General features: G+C 47.2%; 14 protein-coding genes. 11 read left to right on the plus strand and 3 right to left on the minus strand.

Annotated features, from left to right (window positions below):
* Positions 1-18 precede the first annotated feature (18 nt).
* Positions 19-1,299 (minus strand): adenylosuccinate synthase, encoded by a 1,281-nt coding sequence (locus NST47_RS05435; protein WP_341154219.1) that lies wholly within the window; start codon positions 1,297-1,299, stop codon positions 19-21.
* Positions 1,300-1,413: 114 nt separating this feature from the next.
* On the opposite strand from NST47_RS05435, the gene NST47_RS05440 reads away from it, so the two are divergent.
* The 9 genes from NST47_RS05440 to NST47_RS05480 all read left to right on the plus strand — a co-directional run bounded on the left by NST47_RS05440 (position 1,414) and on the right by NST47_RS05480 (position 12,670).
* The gene (locus NST47_RS05440; RefSeq protein ID WP_341154220.1) at positions 1,414-2,313 is read left to right on the plus strand and encodes a LysR family transcriptional regulator; all 900 of its coding nucleotides are present in this window, start codon (positions 1,414-1,416) and stop codon (positions 2,311-2,313) included.
* A gap of 447 nt (positions 2,314-2,760) precedes the next feature.
* Positions 2,761-4,482, plus strand: coding sequence for a sensor histidine kinase (locus NST47_RS05445; protein WP_341154221.1), 1,722 nt, complete (start codon positions 2,761-2,763; stop codon positions 4,480-4,482).
* A gap of 1 nt (position 4,483) precedes the next feature.
* A complete protein-coding gene (locus tag NST47_RS05450; protein ID WP_341154222.1) occupies positions 4,484-6,139 on the plus strand; it encodes a response regulator in 1,656 nt (551 codons plus the stop codon).
* 168 nt (positions 6,140-6,307) lie between these two features.
* Positions 6,308-7,633, plus strand: a complete 1,326-nt coding sequence (locus NST47_RS05455) for an ABC transporter substrate-binding protein (RefSeq protein WP_341154223.1) — start codon at positions 6,308-6,310, stop codon at positions 7,631-7,633.
* Positions 7,634-7,704: 71 nt separating this feature from the next.
* On the plus strand, positions 7,705-8,577 hold the full coding sequence (locus NST47_RS05460; protein ID WP_341154224.1) for a carbohydrate ABC transporter permease: 873 nt from the start codon (positions 7,705-7,707) through the stop codon (positions 8,575-8,577).
* Positions 8,578-8,588: 11 nt separating this feature from the next.
* Positions 8,589-9,419 (plus strand): carbohydrate ABC transporter permease, encoded by an 831-nt coding sequence (locus tag NST47_RS05465; RefSeq protein ID WP_341154225.1) that lies wholly within the window; start codon positions 8,589-8,591, stop codon positions 9,417-9,419.
* Positions 9,419-10,381, plus strand: coding sequence for a phosphoglycerate dehydrogenase (locus tag NST47_RS05470; RefSeq protein ID WP_341154226.1), 963 nt, complete (start codon positions 9,419-9,421; stop codon positions 10,379-10,381). The genes NST47_RS05465 and NST47_RS05470 overlap by 1 nt, the downstream gene beginning before the upstream one ends.
* A 44-nt stretch (positions 10,382-10,425) precedes the next feature.
* Positions 10,426-11,706 (plus strand): lactate racemase domain-containing protein, encoded by a 1,281-nt coding sequence (locus tag NST47_RS05475; protein WP_341154227.1) that lies wholly within the window; start codon positions 10,426-10,428, stop codon positions 11,704-11,706.
* A gap of 55 nt (positions 11,707-11,761) precedes the next feature.
* On the plus strand, positions 11,762-12,670 hold the full coding sequence (locus NST47_RS05480; protein ID WP_341154228.1) for a dihydrodipicolinate synthase family protein: 909 nt from the start codon (positions 11,762-11,764) through the stop codon (positions 12,668-12,670).
* Between the two features lie 141 nt (positions 12,671-12,811).
* On the opposite strand, the gene aroA is transcribed toward NST47_RS05480, so the two are convergent.
* Positions 12,812-14,203 (minus strand): 3-phosphoshikimate 1-carboxyvinyltransferase, encoded by a 1,392-nt coding sequence (gene aroA, locus NST47_RS05485; RefSeq protein ID WP_341154229.1) that lies wholly within the window; start codon positions 14,201-14,203, stop codon positions 12,812-12,814.
* 110 nt (positions 14,204-14,313) lie between these two features.
* On the opposite strand from aroA, the gene NST47_RS05490 reads away from it, so the two are divergent.
* Together NST47_RS05490 and NST47_RS05495 are read left to right on the plus strand one after the other, a co-directional pair.
* The gene (locus NST47_RS05490; RefSeq protein WP_341154230.1) at positions 14,314-15,237 is read left to right on the plus strand and encodes a LysR family transcriptional regulator; all 924 of its coding nucleotides are present in this window, start codon (positions 14,314-14,316) and stop codon (positions 15,235-15,237) included.
* A 90-nt stretch (positions 15,238-15,327) separates the two neighbouring features.
* Positions 15,328-16,626, plus strand: a complete 1,299-nt coding sequence (locus NST47_RS05495; protein ID WP_341154231.1) for an MFS transporter — start codon at positions 15,328-15,330, stop codon at positions 16,624-16,626.
* Positions 16,627-16,672: 46 nt separating this feature from the next.
* Here the strand turns inward: NST47_RS05495 and NST47_RS05500 are convergent, their stop codons facing one another.
* On the minus strand, positions 16,673-17,548 hold the full coding sequence (locus NST47_RS05500; RefSeq protein ID WP_341154232.1) for an AraC family transcriptional regulator: 876 nt from the start codon (positions 17,546-17,548) through the stop codon (positions 16,673-16,675).
* Positions 17,549-17,641 lie beyond the last annotated feature (93 nt).

The raw sequence follows: 17,641 nt of genomic DNA on the forward strand, positions 1-17,641 counted from the left end.
TTTTCGCTGTGAGGAGCTCTAGACTCTGTCCATCAGCTGCTCACGGTTCGGTCCGTTGGATACCCAACGAATGGGCGTCTGGATCAGCTTTTCCAGTAAGGTGACATAAGCTTGTGCCTGCTCGGGTAAATCCTCAAAGCGGCGAATATGGGAAATATCGCATTTCCAGCCAGGTACCGTTTCGATCACCGGACTGGCATAACGAAGCTGCTCCGACACCGGAAAAGTAATTGTTGTCTTTCCATGAAGCTCATACGCTGTACAGATCGGAATCTCATCCAGATAACCGAGTACATCCAGGTTCGTTAAAGCCACCTCTGTGGCTCCCTGTACCTCACAGCCATAACGGGTTGCCACAGCATCGAACCAGCCGACCCGTCTTGGGCGTCCAGTTTTGGAGCCGTATTCTCCTGCATCCCCACCGCGTTTGCGCAGCTCTTCAGCAGCATCTCCCTCAAGCTCCATCACAAAAGGTCCAGCCCCGACACAGCTTGAGTATGCCTTCACTACGGCAAGAACACGTTGGATCGAATGGGGAGGAATCCCGGCTCCTACCGCGGCAAAGCCAGCCAGCGTAGAGGAAGAGGTCGTAAATGGATAAATGCCATGATCAGGATCACGCAGGGAGCCGAGTTGACCTTCAACGAGGATGTGCTTACCTTCCGCCAGTGCCTGATTCAGCATCGTTGTTGTATCCGTAACAAAAGGCTTCAGCCATGCAGCCAGCTTCATTAATTCCGGTATCAGCTCATCTACCTGAACAGGCGGTTGCCCGTATAGATGCTGCAGCAGTACGTTTTTGGCAGCTAGCGAGGCCTCCAGTCGGGTCCGTAAATGCTCTGGATTATAGAGCTCGGAGACCTGAATGCCCAGCTTCGCATATTTATCGGCATAAAACGGCGAAATTCCCATCTTGGTCGACCCAAAGCTGTTCGCACCGAGGCGGGCTTCTTCCAGCTCGTCAAAGAGGACATGGTAAGGCATCAGCACCTGGGCACGCTCCGATACGACCAGCTGGGGTGCCGGAATCCCACGTGCCTGCAGATTGTTCCATTCCTTCATCAGATCAGATATGTTAAGTGCAACTCCGGGTCCGATTACATTGATCACATGAGGATCAAATACACCTGAAGGCAGCAAGTTGAGCACGAATTTGCCGTAGTCATTAATAATCGTATGGCCTGCATTGCTTCCTCCCTGATAACGCACTACATAATCCGATTGGGATGCCCATGCATCCGTCATTTTACCTTTTCCTTCATCTCCCCAATTAGCTCCTACTACAGCCGTAACCGGCATATTCATCGCCTCTTTCCATCAGATTGCTTGCTCCTACAGGTTTCAGTATAATCTGTATTAATATATAAGTTAAATTGATATTATTGATATAGGATATAAAGGGAGTTGATATTGGTGCTGGAAAATTTGGAATGGTATCGGGTTTTCTACAAAATCGCTATGACTGGAAGCTTCTCCAAAGCAGCGGATGAGCTGTATATTACCCAACCGGCGGTGAGCTATGCCGTTAAGCAGCTGGAGAATAGACTGGGCAGCAAGCTGTTTTTTCGAACCTATAAAGGGGTCAAGCTGACGCACGAGGGAGAGGTGCTGTTTCGATATATCGAGAAAGCGTACCACTTCATTGAAGCTGGAGAAAAAGAAATCGCTTCGATACATGAGCTGCACAGCGGGGAAATTACTATTGGCGCAAGCGATACGCTGTGCAAGCATTTTTTGCTGCCACATGTGGAGCGGTTTCACCACGATTATCCGTTCGTTAAGCTGCGAGTGACGAACCGGACGACACAGGAAACGATTGATTTGCTGAAGCAGGGGAGGGTTGACTTTGGTATTGTCAATTTGCCAATCGAGGATAAACAGCTGCAGGTACAGGAAGCATTGGAATTACAGGACACGTTTGTAGCAGGAAAGGATTATTTGGCGCTGGCGCAAGCTCCGATTACGATGGAACGGTTGATTACCTATCCACTGCTGCTGTTAGAGAAGGGCAGCAGTATTCGCCGTTATGCTGACAGCCTTGCGGAAGCTAGAGGGGTGAAGCTTCAGCCGGAAATTGAGCTGGGCAGCATCGATCTGCTGGTTGATTTTGCGCGGATTGGACTTGGTATTGCTTATGTGATCCGTAATTTCGTATCGCCTGAGCTCGCATCGGGCGTACTGGTTGAAATTAAGCTGAAGGAGCCCATACCGTCACGGCAGGCTGGGATTGTTACACTCAAGGGCGTTCCCGTATCTGCGGCGGCCAACCGGTTTATTAATATGCTGCTGCCAGAGAAGCACAGTATTACGTAAAACCATCGGCATACGGATATATGTTTGATACGCTTTTCCAACGCACGCAGCTCCAGAGTGTGCGTTCTTGTTGTTATATCGTAGTTGTCGAACCCCACGTGGCGTAGTTCAGCGTACAGCAGCCTGCTGAATTCAATTAAATTAATCCCCTAAATGTTAAGTTAATGCTATAGCTAAAAATGCTGGACACAATAAAATAAAGGTTAGAAGTCCGGTGAAGAACGAGCGCAGTGGCCAAATGATCCTGGAGAAGCGTAAGCGTTCGCCTTTGAAATCGTGAATAAACCGCTTAATTTCATCCAACTTCACGATTTCAACAGCTGAGAGTTTGCTTAAGCAAACTGGCTTCGTAAGCACCATCCCGGAAGGATATTTGGCCGCGCAGCGAGACTTATTCACCGGACTTTTAGAGATGACATCATGAGGAAATGGGGGAAGGTTACGGGTATGAAATTAAGAATGAACACCTTCGGCAAAGTAATTGCTCTTGTTTTTTTTCTGCTGATTCCGATCATTTTATTATACGGGTACTCCTATCAGGTAAGCGTCAATGTGGTGAGAGAGACCGTGGAGGACACGAATCGCAACAGGCTGTCTTTTTTTATGAGTCAGATGGAAATGATGATTGATCAATTGACGAAGTTTCCGGTTACGGTCAGCCGGGACTACAATATCAAACAATATTTTAACAGTCGAAATTCGGATGAGTCCCGTACATTATTGCAAAAACAGCTGCAGATTGCAGATACCCTTAATATTCAAACAGCAACGAGTGGTTGGAATAATCAGCTCATTTTATACTTGCTCGATTCCAAAGAAATCTTGTCTCCCGATTATTCTGTGCGTTATGAGGAGAACTATCTGCTTAATCCGGGTTCGAGAAAATGGCTGCACCGCAGTTCATTAGTATACGGAATGTATCAAAGCTATTTTGCCAAAGTGCATGAAACCGACCTGACCAACCTGCTAGTTGAGGTGAGATTCACGGATGACAATATCAAAAACATGCTGAGCACGCTGAAGCAAGGGGGTCAAAGGGAGCCTTTTTTATACCGGACAGGTATGGAGCCTATCGTTAATTACTCTGCTAATCGCATACTGATAAACCGGATTATTGAACAGCTGGACCAGTCGCAGCTTGCCTATAACGGAAGTTTGAACATCTCATTGGATAAGCAAAAGTATATCGTGAATTACATTCATTCCGAGAGTCTGGACTGGTATCTGATCGATATTGTGCCGCTGGAGAGCATTTTCTTCCCAATTACAACGAGCCGGAATTTATTTTACACCTCTGTCGGATTGTTAATGGTGTTAAGTATTTTGGCGACGCTTTTGTTATACCGCAATGTTCAAAAGCCGATTCAATTGCTGCTGCGAGGCGTGCAAAGAATTAAACAGGGGCAGTATTCCTCGCGACTAAGGAAGCAGCCTAATAATGAATTTGATTTTCTGTTCGTCAGCTTTAACGAAATGGCTGAGCAAATTCAAGAGCTGATCGAAAAGGTGTATAAGGAAACGTTACAGTCACGCGAGGCCACCTTAAAGCATTTGCAGTCACAAATTAACCCGCATTTCTTATATAATTGTTTATTTTATATTAAAAGCATGGCCAAATTAGGCGATCAGGAGGCCGTGGTGGCGATGGCTTTAAATTTGGGCGAATATTACCGTTACACCACGCGGCTGGAGAAAACGATGACAACGGTGAGTGAAGAGCTGAAGCTGATTGAAAACTATTTGAAAATCCAGATGCTGCGTATTCAAAGGTTTCATTATGAAATTGAGATTCCTGAGGCGATGATGGGCATGGAGATCCCAAGGCTCATTATTCAGCCGCTTGTTGAGAATGCGGTTATTCATGGGATGGAAAATAGTCTGGAGTACGGCATGCTGCGGATTCACGGGGAGTCTAAGAACGGTGTCCATACCATAATTGTGGATGATACGGGCCCAGGGCTTTCCCCTGAAAACTTGAAGGAGCTGCAAAGGCGAATCACAATTCCGTTGAGTGAAGAAATGGGCTGTGGGTTGTGGAACATTCACCAAAGACTGCTCCATATGTACGGTGGCACATCAGGCTTGTCCTTTTCCCAGTCTCCGTTAACCGGTTTTCGTGTCGAGTTGAGATGGGAAGATATGAAATCATCCACCGAAGGGGGAGCTTGAGTTGTTTAAATTACTGATTGTAGATGATGAGGCCTTCGTCGTCGATAGTCTTGGCGATACGCTGCTATGGGAGCAAATAGGCGTCACAGCCGTATTTAAAGCTTATTCGGGCTTCGAGGCGCTTGATATATTGAAGACGAATTCGATCGATATTATGATCACGGATATTCGAATGCCCGGAATGAATGGCTTGGAGCTTCTGGAGCAGGTGCGGCGCAGCTGGAAAAGAATCAAGTGTATCCTGTTGTCCGGACATGCGGAATTTACGTATGCCCAGCAAGCGATCCAGCATAACACGTATGAATATTTGCTGAAGCCGATAAGTGATGAAGATGTCATGAGCAAGGTGAAGGAAGCTGTAGATTTGCTGCACAAGGAGCAGGAAGAGAATCAGTCCTATCAGCAAGTAGTAAGGGCCTTTGAGGAAAATCTTCCCAAGCTAAGAGGAGAATTGTTAAATGAAATGCTCCAAGGAAGGAAGTATGCCTCCCAGCGTTTGATGGAGAAGCTTGACTCTCTAAAAATGTCCATTAAGACGGATGAGCAGTTTGCCTTTATGCTCGTTCGACTGGAAGGTCCGATGCTCGATTTTGACTTCTATAGCTTATCTTTAATGGAATACGCGGTTGTTAACATGGCCGAAGAATTATCCGGCGAATACTTTCAGCTGTGGTCAAGTAAAGATGTCCATGGATATTTGGTATTTCTGGCTACGGTTTCTCCAGATAAGCAGGCAGAGCTTACCGGAACTCCGGATAAGGGGATCGCAATTCTTGAAGAACAGCTTGACCATATGGGCTCCCAGCTGCAGCTGAACGTGAATCGTTATTTGAAAGGGACCGTTTCCGTTCTGCTTAACAAATGGGGGAGCTTCCCTGGCGATGTGCAGAAGCTGTACCAGGATAGCTTACTTTCACTTCGCAGACGTATCGGAAATCAAAGTGAGCTGTTAGTTTATGTAGCTGATGAAATCGAGCAGCTTGGCGTTCAATCCCTGCAAAAGCTGTACGAGCCGCCGCATATCATTCATTTACTGGAATCCGGGAATTGGGAAGTGACTCACGAGAAGCTGGTCAGCATTCTAAATGAATTGAGCATGAAATGGGCCGATTCCCAGGAGCATCTTATTGAGGTGTTTTTCTCGGTCTATGCGTCCTTCAGCTCGTTTGCACATAAGAATGGACGTGAGCTTGCGGATATGATTGGTCCGGGCTTGTCCGAGGTCTCGGGCTTGCCTGCTTGCCGTTCGATAGCCACCTTGGAGCAGTGGATCTTTCATTCGTTCCGGCAGCTGCAGCAAGGGATGGAGAATGAGACGAGGAATGATCGTGAAGGTGCAGTCCGCAAAATACAGCATTTTGTCCAGAAGCATCTGGTCGAAGATGTTTCCCTGCAGGCGATTGCCGACCATATGTATATGCATCCTGTGCATGTGTCCAGAGTGTACAAGCTGGAGACGGGCGAGAATTTAAGCGATTATGTGCTGCGTCTGAAAATGGAGCTGGCGGCTTCTCTGCTTGCCAACGGCGCGCTGAAAAACTATGAAATCGGATTAAAGCTGGGTTATCAGAATCCAAATTATTTTATTAAGGTGTTCAAAAAATACTATTTTGTAACCCCCCAGGAATTTCGTTTGAGACTCGAAGAGGGAGAATAGAGTCTGCTAATTTAGTGCTATCGATGTTAAATTGTTAGCATTTTAACGTTATCTTAGATGCAATACAATACATACAGAGGCAAGGATGCTGTGAGCAGGGGATGCTCAGTACTTCTTGCTATCCAAGAAAACATGCACAGATTTTACGACTATGGGAGGTCTATTCACATGAAACAATGGGTGTCCAAAACTGTGGCTGTCGCTTTAATCGCGTCTGTTGCCGCGGGCTGCAGTACAGAGAAGCCGACAGGTGAAGCTGCCACAAATACAAGCTCCAAACCGTCGCAAACCTTAACCTTCTGGATGAAAAAGCAGCTGTTCGATGACCAGAACAAAATGATTCAGGAGCGGGCCAAGCAATTCGGTGTTGAAAATAATGTGAATGTCAACGTCGAGATTATTGCCTATGAAGATTTTTATCCCAAATGGTCGGCAGCTATCGAAACCTCAACCGTACCCGATGTATCGTTCTTCGGTTATCAGGAGGTTGGCCAGTTTTACGGTAAAAACGTTCTTGAGGATATAACGGATGTAGTCAAAAAAATAGAAGGCACCAACGGTGAAATTCAGGAAAGCCTGAAAAAGGCAATCAGCTTTCAAGGAAAGCAGTATGCCGTACCGTATTGGACCGAATCACAAGTACTGTACTATCGTAAGGACCTGTTGAAAAAGGCAGGATTCGACGGACCTCCGAAAACATGGGACGAATTTAGAAAAATGGCTAAGGCGCTCACCGATCCAAGCAAAGGGTTATACGGCGCAGGGATCGGCTATGGAAAAGGAAATTCGGATGCAGAGTTTTTGACGCGCGGGATCATTTGGTCATACGGCGGCTCCGTCGACACGAAGGATGGCAAAACCGTGATTGTGAATTCACCGGAAACGGTTGAAGCGACCAAATACATCCGGGATATTTTCCTGACTGACAAGAGCACGCCGCCGAGTGCAATCGGCTGGGATGACAGCGGCAACAACAAAGCCTACTTGAGCGGACAGGCTGCGATGATTTTCAACACAGGAAGTGTGCTCAGCACGTTGAAAAAAGACAATCCGGAGATGTACGAAAACACCGGGATTGCTCCTTATCCTGCAGGACCTAAAGGGGTCTTTATTCCCGGAATCAGCAACAACCTCGGAATTTTTAAGGATTCCAAGAATAAAGAATTGGCCAAACAATTTATGGAGTACATGCTGGCCAACGACTGGTACAAAACTTGGATAGAAAAAGGAGCACCTTTATCGGGTCCGGTTTATACGAAGCTGATGAACGAGCCTATATGGCAGGATGAGAAAAATAAAGCTTTCGTTGAATCGGTCAAAGGCTTTAATTTCCTTGGATATCCAGGTGAATACAATCCGAAGGCGGGAGAAATTTTCAACCTGAGACTTGTTAACGATGCGTTCCAGCGTCTGCTGCTGGAAGCAAGCTACACTCCTGAAACCGCGGTCAAGGATTTGCATACGAAGATTGAGGAAGTTTATAACAAAAAATAATTACCAAGCTTGGCAGCGGAGTGACGAAAAGCCGTCATTCCGCAGGTCTGGCGGGTTAGGCGGGATGAAGCATGAAAACAAACGAAGATAGCAAGCTTGCATACGTACTGTTGAGTCCTGTGCTCCTTTATTTGCTCGCCGTTATGGTGCTGCCGTTCGGCTGGGCTGTCTATTTAAGCTTTACCAATAAAGCAGTGGGTACTCCTGCCACCTTTATCGGGCTGAAAAACTATATCGATCTCATGAAAGATTCGCTGTTCTGGAAGGTAGCCTGGAACACAGTTCTGTTTACTATAGTGGCAGTAATTGGAAAAACTGTATTCGGCATGATCATGGCCTTAGTTTTGAACGAAAAAATTGTTTGCCGTAATCTATTCAGGGTGCTGCTGTTTCTTCCGTGGACAATTCCAACCATCGTTTCCGTGTTTACATGGCAGTGGATTTATTCAGATGTTGGAGGCGTGTTGAATTATATATTGACGAAAACTGGGATCCTCGACCATCAGGTAGGCTGGCTGGCGACTCCAAGCTTGGCAATGTTTTCGGTCATCCTGGTTAACGTATGGAGAGGTATTCCATTCATGGGTATTGCCATTCTTGCCGGTTTGCAGACGATATCCAGGGAGATGTACGAAGCGGCTATGCTGGACGGTGCGGGCGCAATTAAACGATTTGTATATATGACATTGCCTTCTGTTAAAGAAGTCACGATATTGGCGGCTGTGATGACAACGATATGGACGCTGAACGATTTTGAAATTATTTGGCTGTTAACCCGTGGTGGACCATCCAACGGCACTCAAGTTTTATCCACACTTAGCTATACGACCGGATTTTTGAATTTGAGCCTTGGTAAAGCGATTGCTATTGCAATTATTACGATGCCGCCGTTAATCCTGCTGATTAACTATGTGACAAAGCGTTCGCTTTCATCAAATGAGTAGGTGATGCTGCTATGGAAAAAAATAATGTAAGTAAACAAATTTTAGTATACGTGACGTTGGCCATTTTATTAATCTTTGCCTTGTTTCCGCTTTACTGGATGTTGAATACTTCTTTTAAATCGCAGGGTGAGATTTATAATATGGTTCCATCATTTTGGCCCAAGCATTTCGAGTGGTCCGCTTATGTGAAGCTCATTACCGAGAAGCATTTCCTGATCAACATTAAAAATAGCCTTGTAGTGTCGCTGATTGTTTCCTTAGTCTCTATTATGATTAGTGTGCTGGCAGCTTATGCAATATCCAAGCTTCGTTTCCCAGGTAGAGGCATCATTTCCAAAGGGATTTTGTACGCATATTTAATGCCGAGAGCTGTATTGTTCATCCCTTTGTATATGCTGGTGTCTGCCATCGGTCTAAACGATTCTATATTTGGCCTGATGGTCATATATCCAACCATTACGATTCCTTATGCAACATGGATGCTTATCTCTTATTTCAAGTCCATACCGGTGGAGATCGAAGAGGCGGCTATGATTGACGGCTGCACAAGGCTGCGTACGATGATGAGTATTATATTTCCGTTATCGGCACCGGGCATTGCGGCCACCTTTATTTTTGCCTTCACGTTGTGCTGGAGCGAGTATTTGTATGCATTAGTGGTGGTAACCAAGGGTGCGGACAAAACGATTACGTTAGGTTTGGCTGATATGATTGTTGGTGACGTATTTGCTTGGGGTCCTCTCATGGGAGGTTCTATCATCGCTTCTATTCCTGTCATCATTATGTATTTGTTTACTTCAAAATATATGGTCAGCGGAATGACTGTCGGAGGAGTTAAATAATGACAAAAGTGAATAAAATATTAGTAACGGCGACCAACTATTCCAAGCTGTGTGCAGAAGCCAAACAATTATTGGAGGATAACGGCTGTGAAATTATAGAAAATAGATTGGGCCGCCCCTTCACGTATGAGGAATTAAAGGATATCGTGCATGATATCGATGGTGTTGTCGCTGGTGTCGATACATGGGATGAGGCTGTGTTCCAGCTCGCTCCCAAGCTGAAGGTTATCGCAAGATTTGGCGTCGGCGTAGATAATATCGATCTGGAGAAGGCCAAGCAATACGGCATCAAGGTTACGAATGTACCAGGTGGAAATGCGAACGCGGTAGCAGAGCTAGCCATTGGACTTATCCTTGGCGCCGTGCGAAATATTCCGGCATTGCAGCAGTCAGCAAGAAATGGAGTGTGGGACCGGTTTGTCGGAGCGGAGCTTAAAGGCAGAAAAATTGGTTTGCTTGGATTTGGAAACATTGCCCAGATGGTTGCCAAGAAGCTGCAAGGCTTCGAAGTTGAGCTGTCAGCTTACGATAAATACCCGAATGCCGACAAAGCCCAAGAGCTTAACGTTACATTGACTTCTTATGAGCAGATTTTGCGTGAGTCCGATGTAGTGAGCATGCACTTGCCGAGTCTGCAGGAAACGCATCATTTCATGAACAATGAAACTTTCGGGATGATGAAGGATGGTTCCTACTTCGTTAATACGGCAAGAGGTGCTGTTGTTAGCGAGAAAGCACTTTATGAGGCATTAAAATCAGGAAAGCTTGCCGGAGCCGCTATTGATGTGTATGAGCAGGAGCCTGTTTCCGCAGACAATCCATTATTTCAAATCAGCAATATCGTCACCACACCGCATACGGCTGCCGAAACCTATGAAACGTACCATTTGGTTAGCTTGACGACGGCTCAAGCGATTCTCGATGTTTTCCATGACAAGCAGCCGGCCAACCTGCTCACGTAGCTTGCAGCAGTACACTTTATTACGAGATCGAGGCGGGTGCAGATATGATGGACACAATTCTTCCCCGAATGATTCCGGTTGAACAGCATTTTGCACGTAAAAGGGTTGGGCATATACCGGAAGCTATACAGCAGCAATTTGCTTTAGAGGATATTCATCGTAAAATTGGCAGCGGCATGAAGGTCGCAGTGGCAGTTGGCAGTCGGGGCATTGCTGATTTGCAGCAGGTTGTAGCTGCTGTTATCGCGATGATTAAGCATTATGGAGGGGAGCCGTTTATCGTTCCCGCTATGGGCAGCCACGGTGGAGCCTCTGCCGAAGGCCAAATCGAGATATTGGCGGAATACGGAATTACGGAAGCTGAGGTTGGAGCGCCTGTTGTCAGCTCGATGGATACGGTTGAGGTAGGGATGACGAACGGTGGTATCCCGTTGTACTTTGATCGGAATGCCTTTGAAGCGGATGCAGTTGTCATGGTGGGACGAATTAAAGCCCATACCGATTTTAAGGGCGCTGTGGAAAGCGGGCTGCTCAAAATGGCAGCGATTGGCTTAGGCAAGCATAAAGGAGCAGCAGCTCTGCACAGCCAGGGCTTCGACTCGTTTGCAGCGTTGATTCCGGAAGCAGGCGCTATTTTGTTGGCGAAGACACCCATTGTGTTAGGGGTTGCCATCCTTGAGAATGCGTATGACGAAATAGCGGACATCCAAATCCTTACCTCCGAAGAAATAGCTGCCAAGGAGCCCGAGCTGCTGGCTATAGCTAAAACCTATATGCCACGAATTCATCTGGATCAGATAGATGTGCTGATCATCGATGAGATAGGCAAGAACATCAGCGGAGCCGGAATGGACCCCAACATTACGGGCCGATTTGGCGGACCGATTCATCATCCTGTTGAAGCTCCGTCTATTCAAAAAGTGTTTGTCCGCGATTTAACCTATCCATCTCATGGAAATGCTACAGGGATTGGGTTGGCGGATATTACGACAAGACGGCTGGTGGATAAGATTGATTTTAACAAAACCTATACGAATTGTATCACTTCAACCGTTCTGACAGGTGCCAAAATACCGGTTACGATGCCTTCGGACCGTGATGCCTTGAATATCGCCATTCAAACGTGCAACAAAATTGTTCCGGAAAATGTTAAAATCGTTTGGATTAAAAATACATTATTTTTGCAGCATATTTACGTATCGGATACGTACGCTGAGGCTTTGAGTGGCTGTTCCACGCTGTCTGTTATGGGAGATACTATACCTTTTAAATTTGATGAATTGGGCAATTTGGCAGTACCGCCGTTGTTTGTTGGGCACTCTTGATCAACATAGCGCTAGTAATGATAAAGATCATCTGATCATTAAGGAGATAGGACAAATGAAACATTTATATGGTGTAACGACAGCTATGGTGACTCCGTTCGATGAGCAAGGCCATGTTCAGATCGATAAAGTGGAGGAGCTGACGGAATTTTTAATTTCCAAGGGCGTTCATTGCTTGTACCCGCTCGGTACAACAGGGGAGATGCTGAGACTTTCGGTAGAGGAACGGAAAAAAGTTGCCCAGGCCGTTGTCCAAAAGGCAAATCAACGTGTAACTGTCTATATTCATGTCGGTGCAATGAACGAAGAAGAGACCATTGCTCTGGCTAAGCATGCTTATGAGATTGGCGCGGACGGGATCGGCGTCGTTACACCTGTGTTTTTTGGAGCAAACGATAAAGAGCTGGAAACGTATTTCATCAATGTTGCTTCCAGCGTACCGGATCATTTTCCTGTATATTTGTACAGCATTCCGCAATGTGCGGCGAATGATATCAAACCGGATGTGGCTCAGCGTGTGGCTGACCAATGTAAGAATGTGATAGGCATCAAATACAGCTATCCCGACTTTTTAAGAGTGAACGAGTATCTTACCGTTAATCAAGGTGATTTCTCGGTAGTGCCGGGTGCTGACCGCCTGTTTTTGCCTGCATTGGCTATGGGCTGTGAGGGTGTTGTATCAGGTGTATCCTGCGTATACCCTGAACCATTCGTAGCCGTCTACAACGCCTATAAAGACAATGATTTGGATAAAGCAAGAAAGATGCAAAGGCTGGCTACCCAGTTTTGCGAAGCATTGAAGAGTGGAAGCAACATGTCCTACTTTAAAGAAGCTCTCAAGCTCAGAGGTGTTGATGCCGGTTTGATGAAAGCACCTCAATTAAATATGACTTCGGCTGAGATTACTGAGCTGGAAGCAGTCTTAAAGAAACTTGAACAACAGGCAGCCGTGTTATTGGGATAATTGGGTGAAAAGAAGCAGAGCAAGGAGCACCCAGAGAGGTGCTCCTTGCAGGATGAGGTCAACCGGAAGCTCCGGTTGGCCTTTTTGGTGTACCGTGTTCTAGGGGACGCATCCTCTGGCATATTGTTTGCAAATACATCATCAGCATCTATGCACCTGCAGCCCAAGCAACTCCATATCCTCGAAAAAGCGCGGATACGTCTTGGATACACAGCCGGGGTCCAGTAGACGGATACCACCGATGCGAGAGCCGATCAGGGTAAGCGACATCGCCATACGATGATCATCATAGGTTGGCAGTACAGCAGGCTGCGGGGTGCCGGGATAGATTGTCATTCCGTCAGGGTGCTCATCGACCTGAATCCCGAGACGGCCAAGCGATTCGCACATGGCCTGTATGCGGTCGCATTCATGTGCTCGAATATGGCCGACCTCCGTAATTGTAATCGGCGCATCGGCAAAGATAGCCATGGCTGCCAAAGTCATCGTCTGATCCGACATTTCCTTCATACTGATCGTAAAACCACCCTTTAATTGCTGTGCTCCCCATAGCTCAATACCGGCGGCACTCTTCTGAATACGGCAGCCCATTTGTTCAAAAACCTCCAGCATACCGAGATCCGGTTGGTTCGTTTGGTCTGGAAGATTGGTTATCCTCACATGACCACCGGTTAGTGCAGCGTAGGCCAGCGCGTAGCAGCTGGTTGATGCATCGGCTTCGAGTATCAGCGTCTGGGCTGCGTACACCTGCGGCAAAATTTCGTATTCATTCAATTGTTCATGGTGCGTTACGGTAACACCAAATTGCTTCATCAGGCTTATCGTTAAACTTACATATGCGTGCTGGACGATGGTGTCTGTGATTCTGATTCGTGTGGCTTGCCTCGCATATGGACTAGCAAGCAGCAGCCCGCTTATGAATTGACTGGAGACAGAACCGGATACATGTACATTGCCCCCACGAAGCCCATGTGCCTGAATTTCTATAGGCAGCTGCCCATCAAGAGCCTTATATTCGATGCTTGCACCCAACTGCTGAAGGGCTTCAATCAATGGCCGAATCGGACGCTCGCTTAGACGTTGGCTGCCTTCGATCAACCAATTCCCTTCAGCACTTGCCGCCAAAGCTCCTGGCAGGAAACGGGCTGCTGTGCCAGCCGCACCCAAATACAGCCTTCCGCTCTGATTTGGCCATTGGCCTCCAGTTCCTTCAATGGTTACCGTGCAGCCATCAACCTCAAGCTTCACACCCAGTCTTTGCAAAGCATCCAGACACCAGTAAGAATCATCACTGCGAAGAATATGTCCGATTGTGGATGTGCCTTCTGCCAATGCAGCTATATGGAGCGCACGATTCGTACAGCTTTTGCTGCCGGGAATGGCGATGGCATCATCCGGTACACGAAGGGGAGGATAAATCTCGACTTCCTTCTTATCTGACAGAGCGGCCCAAGGGGAGCGGGCTTGAAGATCGGGGGTGAAACTGTGTTTAGAATCGTTCTTTCCATTATTTGGTGACTGGTTAGCAGACATCAGCGTGTCACTCCTTGTTTACGAATTTGGATGTTTTCTCTATTATAAGGAATAGATAGACATTCAAAAAATTGTTATCTTCTATACTTCACATAGAGAGGTGCTATGTCATGAGCTCGATGGACTACTATAAGGTGTTCTACCACACTGTGAAGGAAGGCAGTATAACCGGAGCTGCGCAGAAGCTTTATATTACGCAGCCGAGTGCCAGCTACGCCATCAAACAGCTGGAGGAGCAGTTGGGCGTACGTCTGCTGCTGCGCAAGGCCAAAGGAATTGAAATGACGGAAGAGGGCAGGGTACTGTTTCAATTCGTGGAGCAGGCTTACGGGCTGCTGGTTGCCGGAGAGCGGAAAATCAGCGAGATGAAAACCTATATAGCGGGGACGATTCGTCTCGGTGCCAGCGACTCGCTCTGCAAATATTTCCTCTTTCCTTTTCTCGATAAATTTCATAAGGCGCATCCAAGCATACGCATCTGCTTATCTCACGGAAAAACGGAGTCCATCCTGCAGCGTCTGCGGGATGGTGAGATCGATTGCGGAATTGCCCATCTACCGGTGGATGACCGGCTTCTTGTGCAAACGACGAAGCCAATCCAGGACTGCTTCATAGCGGGGCCTGAATATGCAGCTCTTGCCCAAGCACCGATTACGCTTCAGGAGCTGAGCAAGCAGCCTTTTGTTATGCTGTCGGCACACAGTCGGACGCGTACATTTTTTCATGCGCTGCTGCAAACCTATGGGTTGGATGTCGTACCGGATATTGAGCTCGGGAGCGTGGATTTGCTGATCGATTTTGTCCGTAAGGGGATGGGCATTTCTTTTATAACCAAGGAGTTTGTAGGCGATGATTTGGCGGCAGGTACGCTGGTCGAGCTCAAGCTTGTGGAGCCGATCCCTTCCCGCTCGATCGGGGTCGTTACGATACCGGATGGTGCTTTGTCGCAAGCTGCGGCTTTTTTTGTAAAAGAGCTTGTCGCTCATATGGAGCAGAATGAAATGGAAGCGCATCCGATAGATCATATGGTATGATAAACAGGAAGCTGTGCGGATCGGATTTTCGTTAGGCTGTACGTTTCGTATCTGATTGTAGACCGGGGAATGATAGTTATGGGTAATCCTATGATGTTCAAAGACAGGGGCAGGCTTCTTGCCGGAGTGGGTTTACTGTCGATCTTTACTTCGTCTTTTGTATACATGCTGGGCGTCCACATGCTGCGGCCGATCATGGCGCTATATTTTGATAGTGTGGGATATGCTGCGGTGATGATTGGTTTGTTTGCTTCGCTGAATGCATTTATTCCGATTATGTTCGGGATGCCCATTGGCAGCTGGATCGATCGTATGGGCACCCGGCGAGCTGTCGTCATAGGCTGTTTGCTCGGTTTGCTGAGCGGAGTCACTTTTATGGTCGGGAGCTCACAGGGGATGATCCTGCTCGTACTGCTCGGACAAGTCATTAACGGGGTCAGTGGGATGTTTGCCTGGGGAGCGCTGCAGGTAGCCGCTTCGCTTGCAGCCAATCAACAGCACAATCCCAATAAAAGTAATCATGTGATTTCCAACTTTTCTTTCGTTAACTCGATGGGACAGCTGGCGGGTCCGGCGGTCGGCGGGGTGGTATCGGATTGGGGGAGCTTCCAGCTCGTATTTTACCTATTTGTCGGATTGAATCTGCTGGGACTGGTTTTGTCGATGGCTTTGCCTGCAGGCTCATACGCGAGTCGTATGGACAAGCTGCTCGCTCAAGAGCCTGTGCAGGGGGAAGCAGCTTTAGAGTCCAAGCAGAAATCGAAACCAAGCTCCGAATCCGGACAAGTCAAAAAAGAACCGCTCTGGAAGAGCTATGGAACAGGATATGCGATGATGCGCACCAATAAGCCGTTTGCTGTCGCTATTTTGTTAAATGGCATACTGTTTATGCTTATCGATGTGCGGACTACATTTTTCCCATTATTTCTGGTCAATAAAGGACTGACACATACTGAAATCGGCAGCATGCTGTCCGTGGCTGCCTTGGCTGCGCTGATCGTTCGGCCATTGGCCGGGTATTTGATGAATCGACTTGGCTATCATAAAATTATGATGATCAGTATTTTTAGCGGAGCTGGCTGCTTACTGGCACTACTGCTGAATACCGGGTATGGGCTGCTTGCTGCCAATGTATTTATTTGGGGAGTTTGTACGAGCGTCAATCAACCCGTTGCACTCATGATGGTGTCACAAACCGTGAAGCCAAGCGAACGGGGCTTGGGGATGAGTATCCGCACCATGTCCAACCGGATCGTGCAATTAACGAATCCGCTGCTGTTTGGTATGATGACGACAGTTATTGGTCTTACTGGCGGCTTCGGTGTCATGGGAGTCCTGCTGCTGGGCTTCGGCGTGCTGTATCATCGGCAGAGCAAGGCAAAGTCTTAGACAGGGTACCGGATTAGGTATAACCTCCGGATAAATAAATCGCATTTCAACAGGTGGAGTCCCGGTATTGCCTTGGGGTGACACCTGTTTTGCTTTTAAACAAACGATTAAAAAACTTTATATCCTGATATCCGGCACGAGAAGCGATATCACTTACCTTAAAGGTGGTTTCCCTGAGAAGAAAACAAGCCTCGCGAATACGCAGATGCTGGAGCAGACCAACAAAGGTCATTCCTGTTCGGGCTTTGATCAGTCGTGACAAGTGGCGTTCACTGACCTTAATCGCTGAAGCAACCATGGAGGCCGTCAAAGGATGAGCAAAATCACGTTCCATCATGGCCAAAGCTTGAGCGAAGGGTTCATTACTGGCACTCAGGGTCGGTAAACTTGCGGGATTGGACATCGGTCGTGCTGTATGGAACAGTAAACCGTTCAGCTGGAGCATCCCTCCATAGACAAGGAGCTGCCAGCCGGGCTTTTTGGCGGAGAAAGCTTGATGGAGAAAGCTGAAAATCCGCTCGAATTCATCGCTTTCCTCACGATGCCGCAGCCAGCTGTCTCCGTTCATGCTGTCCAGCGGCACACTTCCCGGTTCCCATGGCAGGATGCTTTGCATATGACTTACGGCTTCCTGGGAAAATAGGCAGTTATAGACGATCAGCTTGGTTTTGGCGGTCGGTGATTCGGGACGGAATACATGAGAAACCCCAATTGGAATAAAGGTCACATCCCCTTTACGTACCGGAAAGCACTGCCCTCCTATAAAATGAAAGCCCGATCCTTCCCCGACGTAACAAATTTCATAGAAATCATGCGAATGCATCCCAAGATGGAACGATTCCGCAACCCGATTCACATAGATAGGAAAGCTTTTGTCAAAAAATTGCTCACCTCGGGTGACAAAAACGGCTTGCTGAACCATACTCCATCATCTCCTTTGAAGAATACCCCTATTAAATGTCCGTATAGACCCTAATATTCCATTGCGATCATATTAAAATAAGATTAGACAGTA

This window comes from Paenibacillus sp. FSL H8-0034 (assembly GCF_038000305.1).
Lineage (GTDB): Bacteria > Bacillota > Bacilli > Paenibacillales > NBRC-103111 > Paenibacillus_S.